General features: G+C 75.8%; 3 protein-coding genes and 2 pseudogenes. All 5 read left to right on the forward strand.

What is annotated here, in order from left to right:
• Positions 1 to 181 (forward strand): phosphopantetheine-binding protein (locus tag ACWJ6R_RS27060; RefSeq protein WP_449064939.1); only part of this gene is annotated, 181 nt, incomplete at its 5' end.
• A 140-nt stretch (positions 182 to 321) separates the two neighbouring features.
• Positions 322 to 1,077, forward strand: a complete 756-nt coding sequence (locus ACWJ6R_RS27065; RefSeq protein WP_449064940.1) for a condensation domain-containing protein — start codon at positions 322 to 324, stop codon at positions 1,075 to 1,077.
• Positions 1,078 to 1,112: 35 nt separating this feature from the next.
• Positions 1,113 to 2,975: pseudogene (locus tag ACWJ6R_RS27070) on the forward strand (non-ribosomal peptide synthetase); the annotation flags it as partial.
• Between the two features lie 248 nt (positions 2,976 to 3,223).
• Positions 3,224 to 5,260, forward strand: a pseudogene (locus ACWJ6R_RS27075) (condensation domain-containing protein); the annotation flags it as partial.
• Positions 5,261 to 5,319: 59 nt separating this feature from the next.
• Positions 5,320 to 6,732, forward strand: a 1,413-nt coding sequence (locus tag ACWJ6R_RS27080; RefSeq protein ID WP_449064941.1) for a non-ribosomal peptide synthetase, incomplete at its 3' end; no start/stop codon positions are given.

A 6,732-nucleotide genomic window follows, 5' to 3' on the forward strand; every position in this document is an offset into this window, starting at 1 on the left:
CGCGCGTCCGTCCGCGGCGGGCGAGGCGCCGGGCACCGAGCGGGAGGCGCTGCTCTGCCGGATCTTCGCCGAGGTCCTCGGGACCGAGGCCGGACCGGACGACGACTTCTTCGAGCTCGGCGGCGACAGCATCGCCTCCATCGCCGTCTCCGGGCGCGCCGCCGGGCGGGCCTGCCCCTGAGCCCCCGCGACGTCTTCACGCACCGGACCCCGGCCGCGCTGGCGGCGGCCGGGGGAAGGACGGCCGGAGCCGGGACGGCCGAGGCCGCCCGCCCGGGAGAGCCGGACCTGATCCGCCTGACCGCGGAGGAGACCGCCCGGGTGCGGACGGTGAGCCCCGTCCCGGTCGAGGACGTCTGGCCGCTCTCCCCGCTGCAGGAGGGCATCTTCTTCCACTCGACCTACGACGCGGGCGACGCCGGCGCGGTGGACGTCTACACCTCGCAGGACGTCTTCACCTTCGCCGGGCGGATCGACGCCGACCGGCTCCGCGCGGCCTGCGCGGCGCTGCTGGCGCGCAACCCGAGCCTGCGCGCCGGGTTCACCGGCGAGGGGCTGTCCCGGACGGTGCAGTTCATCGGCGCCGGCGTGCCGTCCCCGGTGCGCGAGATCGACCTGTCCCATCTGCCCGCCGCCGAGCGCGACGAGCGGGTGGCCGCCCTGCTGGCCGAGGACCGGACCCGCCGCTTCGACCTGGCCGACCCGCCGCTGATGCGGCTGCTGCTGCTGCGGCTCGGCGACCACGACCGGCTGGTGGTCAGCCACCACCTGATCCTGTGGGACGGCTGGTCGGCATGGCTGTTCCTGGAGCAGCTGTTCGCGCTGTACGACCGGGCGTGCGACGACCGCGGCCTGCCCGTCCCCGGCTCCTACCGCGACTACCTCGCCTGGCTCGCCGGGCAGGACTCCGCGGCGGCGCTGACGGCCTGGCGCACGGCCCTGTCGGGCCTGGACGAGCCGACGCTCCTGCGGCCCGCCGACGACGGCCTGCGCCCGGTGACTCCCGGTCGGCCTCGACGCCTGCTGCCCGCCGGGCTCGGCGACCGGCTCCGGGCCGCCGCCGCGGGCACGGCCTGACGCTCAACACCGTGCTCAACACGGCCTGGGCGCTCATGCTGGCCGCCGCCACCGGCCGCGACGACGTGGTCTTCGGCGCGGCCGTCGCGGGCCGCCCGACGGCGGTCCCGGAGGTGGAGAGCATCATCGGGATGTTCCTCAACACCGTCCCGGTCCGGGTCTCCTTCGACCCGCGCGAGCCCGTGCTCGACCTGCTGCGGCGGGTGCAGGACGAACGCGTGGCGCTGATGCCGTACGAGCACCTGGGCCTGGGCGAGCTGCAGCGGGAGAGCGGGCACCGCAGGCTCTTCGACACGCTCTTCGTGCTGCGCGACGCCGGCGGCGAGGAGCGGATGGCCGCCTTCACCCGCGGCAACGGCATCGTGGACGTGACCGGCGTCGACGCCACCCACTACCCGCTGACCCTCATCGTGACCCAGGGCGCCCGGCTGCGCGTGACGCTGTCGTACCGGCCCGACGCGTTCGGCCCGGACGAGGCCGCCGCACTGCTGGAGCGCTACACGGCGGTGCTGGAGCGCCTCGTGGACGGCCTCGCGGAGCGGACCGGCGCGCTCGACCTGCTCCTGCCGGATGAGCGGCGGAGCCTCGGCGCCGAGTGGGAGGCGACGCGGCGCCCGCTGCCCCGGGCGACCGTCGCCGAGTTGCTCGCCGAGCAGGCGGCGCGGACCCCGCAGGAGACGGCCCTGGTCTTCGGCGCCGAGCGCCTGACCTACGCCGAGCTCGACGCGCGGATCAACCGCATGGCCCGCCTGCTGCTGGCGCGCGGCGCCGCCCCGGAGCGGGTGGTCGCGCTGGCCCTGCCGCGCTCGGCCGACATGGTCGTGGCGCTGTTCGCCGTGCTCCAGACGGGCGCCGCCTACCTGCCGCTGGACCTGGAGTACCCGGCCGAGCGCCTGCGGTTCATGCTGGAGGACACCGCCCCGGCGTGCGTGGTGACCACCGGGGCGGTCGCCGCGGCGCTCCCGGACACCGGGGTGCCGCGCATCCTGCTCGACGACGCGGCCACCGCCGCGGCGCTGGCGGCGCTGCCGTACGGCGCGCCGGCCGACGACGAGCGCCCGGCCTTCGCCCGCGACCTGCCGCACCGGCTGGAGCACCCGGCCTACGTGATCTTCACGTCGGGCTCCACCGGCCGTCCCAAGGGCGTCGTCACGCCCTACCGGGGACTGACGAACATGCAGTTCAACCACCGTGAGGCCATCTTCGAACCGGCGATCGCGGCGGCCGGCGGGCGGCGGCTGCGCATCGCCCACACGGTCTCCTTCGCCTTCGACATGTCGTGGGAGGAGCTGCTGTGGCTGGTCGAGGGGCACGAGGTCCACGTCTGCGCCGAGAACCTGCGCCGCGACGCGGAGGCGCTGGCGGCCTACTGCGACCGTGAACGCGTCGACGTCGTCAACGTGACGCCCACCTACGCCCACCACCTCATCGAGGAGGGCCTGCTCGACGGGCACCGGCCCCCGCTGGTGCTGCTCGGCGGCGAGGCGGTGTCGGAGACGGTCTGGAGCACGCTGCGGGACACCCCCGGCACGTTCGGCTACAACCTGTACGGACCGACCGAGTACACGATCAATACGCTCGGCGCCTCCACCGGCGACAGCCCGACCTCCACCGTGGGGCGGCCGATCTGGAACACCCGCGCCTACGTGCTCGACTCCGCGCTGCGCCCGGTCCCGCCGGGCACCCCGGGAGAGCTCTACATCAGCGGCGTCGGCCTGGCCCGCGGCTACCACCGCAGGCCCGGCCTGACCGCCGCGAGCTTCGTCGTCGACCCGTTCTGCGACGAGCCGGGGGCGCGCATGTACCGCACCGGCGACCTCGTGCGCCGCCGCCCCGACGGCAACCTGGACTTCCTCGGCCGCACCGACGACCAGGTGAAGATCCGCGGCTACCGGGTCGAGCTGGGTGAGGTCGGGGCCTCGCTGGAGGACCACCCGCTGGTCTCGCACGCCGCCGTCGTGGCCGACGGCTCCGGGCCGGGCGGCGTCAAGCGGCTGGTCGGCTACGTCGTGCCCCAGGGCGTCCAGGACCACACCGCCCGGAACCCCCGGGGCGCGGTCACGGCCGGGGCGTCCGAAGAGCTCGTCACCGCGCTGCGGGAGGCGCTGAAGGCCGGCTGCCGGGCTACATGGTCCCAGCCGCGATCATGGTGGTGGAGCGGCTGCCGCTCACCGTCAACGGCAAGCTGGACGTACGGGCGCTGCCCCGGCCCGCCGTCACCGCCGCGGGCCGCAGCCGCCCGCCGCGCTCGCCGCAGGAGCAGGTCCTGTGCGGGCTCTTCGCCGAACTGCTCGGCGTGGAGCGGGCCGGCATCGACGACGACTTCTTCGACCTGGGCGGGCACTCCCTGCTGGCCACCCGGCTGGTCAGCAGGGCCCGCACCGCGCTCGGCGCCGAGCTGGCCATCCGGGACCTGTTCGAGGCCCCGACCGTCGCCGAGCTGGCGGCCCGGATCACCGCGGCCGGCGCCGTACGGCGCCCGGCCCTGGAACCCGCGGCCGAGCGGCCCGCCGAACCCCCGCTGTCGTCGGCCCAGCAGCGCCTGTGGGTGATCGAGCAGCTCGAAGGCCCGTCGGCGCTCTACAACTTCCCGCTGGTCGTCCGGCTGCGCGGCGCACTCGACGTCGAGGCGCTGCGGGCCGCGCTGGCCGACGTGGCGGCGCGGCACGAGGCGCTGCGCACGCTCATCGCCGAGCGGGAGGGCCGCCCGTACCAGGACGTCCTCCCGGCCGGGGCCGCCCGCCCGGTCCTGGAGGTGGTCGAGGCCGGTGAGGAGCGGCTCGGCGAGGTCCTGGCCGAGGCCCTCGCCCGCCCGTTCGATCTGACCGCCGAACTCCCGCTGCGCGCCACGGTCGTCCGGCTCGGCGCCCGGGAGCACGTGGTGGCGCTGCTGCTGCACCACATCACCACCGACGAGTGGTCCGACGGCCCGTTCCTGCGCGACCTGTCGGCCGCCTACGCCGCCCGGCTCGGCGGGCGGGAGCCCCGGTGGGAGCCGCTGCCGGTCCAGTACGTCGACTACACGCTCTGGCAGCGGGAGCTGCTCGGCGAGCGCTCCGACCCCGAGAGCCCGGCCGCGCGCCAGCTCGCCTACTGGGCCGAGACCCTGCGGGGCGCGCCCGAGCAGCTCGAACTGCCCGCCGACCGGCCGCACCCGGCGCGGCCGAGCCCGGCCGGCGGGGAACTGGTCGTCGAGCTGGACCCGGAGGACTGCGCGCGGCTGCGCGAGATCGCCCAGGGGGCCGGGGCGAGCATGTTCATGGCGTGCCACGCGGTGGTCGCGGCGCTGCTGCACCGCCTCGGGGCCGGTGACGACCTCCCGCTCGGCGCGCCGATCTCCGGCCGCACCGACGGGGCCCTGGACGAGCTGGTCGGCTTCTTCGTCAACACCCTCGTGCTGCGCACCGACGTCTCGGGCGACCCGACCTTCGCCGAACTCGTGGGCCGGGTCCGGGAGACCGCGCTGGCCGCCTTCTCCCACCAGGACGTGCCGTTCGAAGCCGTGGTGGAGGAGCTGAACCCGGTCCGCTCGCCCGACCGCAACCCGCTGTTCCAGGTGATGGTCGGCTACCGCAACCGCGCCGGCGACGGCTTCGCCATGGCCGGGCTGGAGGTGCTGCCGCAGCCGGTCGAGGCCCGCACGGCCAAGTTCGACCTGGTGTTCGGCTTCGCCGAGGACGCCGGGAGCGGCCGGATCGCCTGCGTGATCGAGTACCGCTCCGACCTGTTCGACCGGTCCACGGTCGCGGCGCTGGGCGGCCGGCTGGCCGCGCTCGTCGGCGCGGTGGCCGCCGATCCGCGGCTGCCGGTCAGCGGCGTCGACGTGCTCACCGAGGCCGAGCGCGAGCAGGTCGTCACCGGTTTCAACCGGACCGGCCGGATCGTTGAGGAGGAGACCTTCCCCGCGCTGTTCCGGCGGCGCGCGGCCGAACGCCCCGGCGCCGTCGCCGTGGTGGACGGGCCGCGCTCGGTCACCTACGTGGAACTGGACGCGCTGTCGGACCGCATGGCCCGCCTGCTGGCCGCCTGCGGCGCGCGCGCCGAGAGCGTGGTCGGCGTGGCGGTGCCGCGCTCGGTGGAGATGGTCGCGGTGATGCTCGGCGCGACCAAGCTGGGTGCCGCCTTCCTCCCCCTCGACCTCGCCCACCCCGCCGACCGCCTGGCCTACATGCTCGGTGACGCGCGGGCGGCGGTCGTCGTGGCGACCGAGCAGGTCGCGGGCAAGGTCCCCGAGGTCGAGGGGTGCGCACCCTGCTGCTCGACGACCCGCGGGTCGCCGGGGAGCTCGCCGCGATCGAGGCGCACGGGCCGTTCCCGCCCGTCGCCATGGACCAGGCCGCCTACGTCATCTACACCTCCGGCTCGACCGGCCGCCCCAAGGGTGTCGTCGTCCCGCACGAGGGGATCGGCAGCCTGGTGGCCACCGCCGTCGACCGGATGGGCCTGACCCCCGACAGCCGGGTGCTCCAGTTCGCCTCGATCGGCTTCGACGTGACGGTCTTCGAACTGTCGATGGCGCTGTGCCACGGCGGGAGCCTGGTGCTCGTCCCCGACGAGGCCCGGGTGCCCGGCCGCGAGCTGACCGACTTCCTCAACGAGCAGCGCATCACCCACGCGATCCTGCCGCCCTCGCTGGTCGCGGCGCTGCCCGCGGAGTGCGAGCCGCCGGAGGGGGCCACCGTGCTGGTCGGCACCGAGACCGTGCCGCCCGCCGTGATCGCACGGTGGGCCGGTCGCCTGCGGCTGCTGGCGGCCTACGGGCTGACCGAGGCGACGGTGAACTCGACTCTGTGGCCGGCCGAGCCGGGCTGGGCGAGGGCGGTGCCCATCGGCGTACCCGACCCCAACACCCGCGTGTACGTGCTGGACGACCACCTGCGCCCGGTCCCGCCCGGCGTGCCCGGGGAGCTGTACGTCACCGGCCGGGGCCTGGCTCGCGGCTACCTGGGACGGCCCGGCCTGAGCGCGGAACGCTTCGTGGCCTGCCCCTTCGGCCCGCCCGGCACGCGCATGTACCGCACCGGCGACCGGGCGCGCTGGCGCGCCGACGGCAACCTCGACTTCCTCGGCCGGGCCGACGACCAGGTGAAGATCCGCGGGTTCCGGATCGAGCCCGGCGAGATCGCCGGGGCGATGACCCGGCACCCGGCCGTCGCCCAGGCGGCGGTCGTGGTGGACCGCGGCGGGAGGGAACCGAGACTGGTCGGCTATGCGGTCCCGAGCCGCGACGGAGGCGGTCTCCCGCCCGACCCTGCCGGAGTCCGCGCGCACGTGGCGGAGCTGCTGCCGGAGTACATGGTCCCGGCCGCGGTGGTGGTGCTCGACGGGCCGCTGCCGCTCACGCCCAACGGCAAGCTGGACCGCCGGGCGCTGCCCGCTCCCGACTGGTCGGCGCTGACCGGTACGGCCCGCCCCGCCACCGGGCGGCAGCGGCTCCTGGCGGAGCTGTTCGCCGAGATCCTCGAACTGCCCGAGGTGGGCGTCCACGACGACTTCTTCCTGCTGGGCGGCCACTCGATGTCCGCGATGCGGCTGCTGGGCCGGGTCCGCACGGTGCTGGAGGCCGACCTCGCCCTGCGTGACGTCTTCGAGGCGCCCACGGTGGCGGCGCTGGCCGAGCGCCTGGGCGACCCGCCGACGGACCGGGGCGTCCGG

It is taken from the genome of Planomonospora algeriensis (assembly GCF_977012225.1).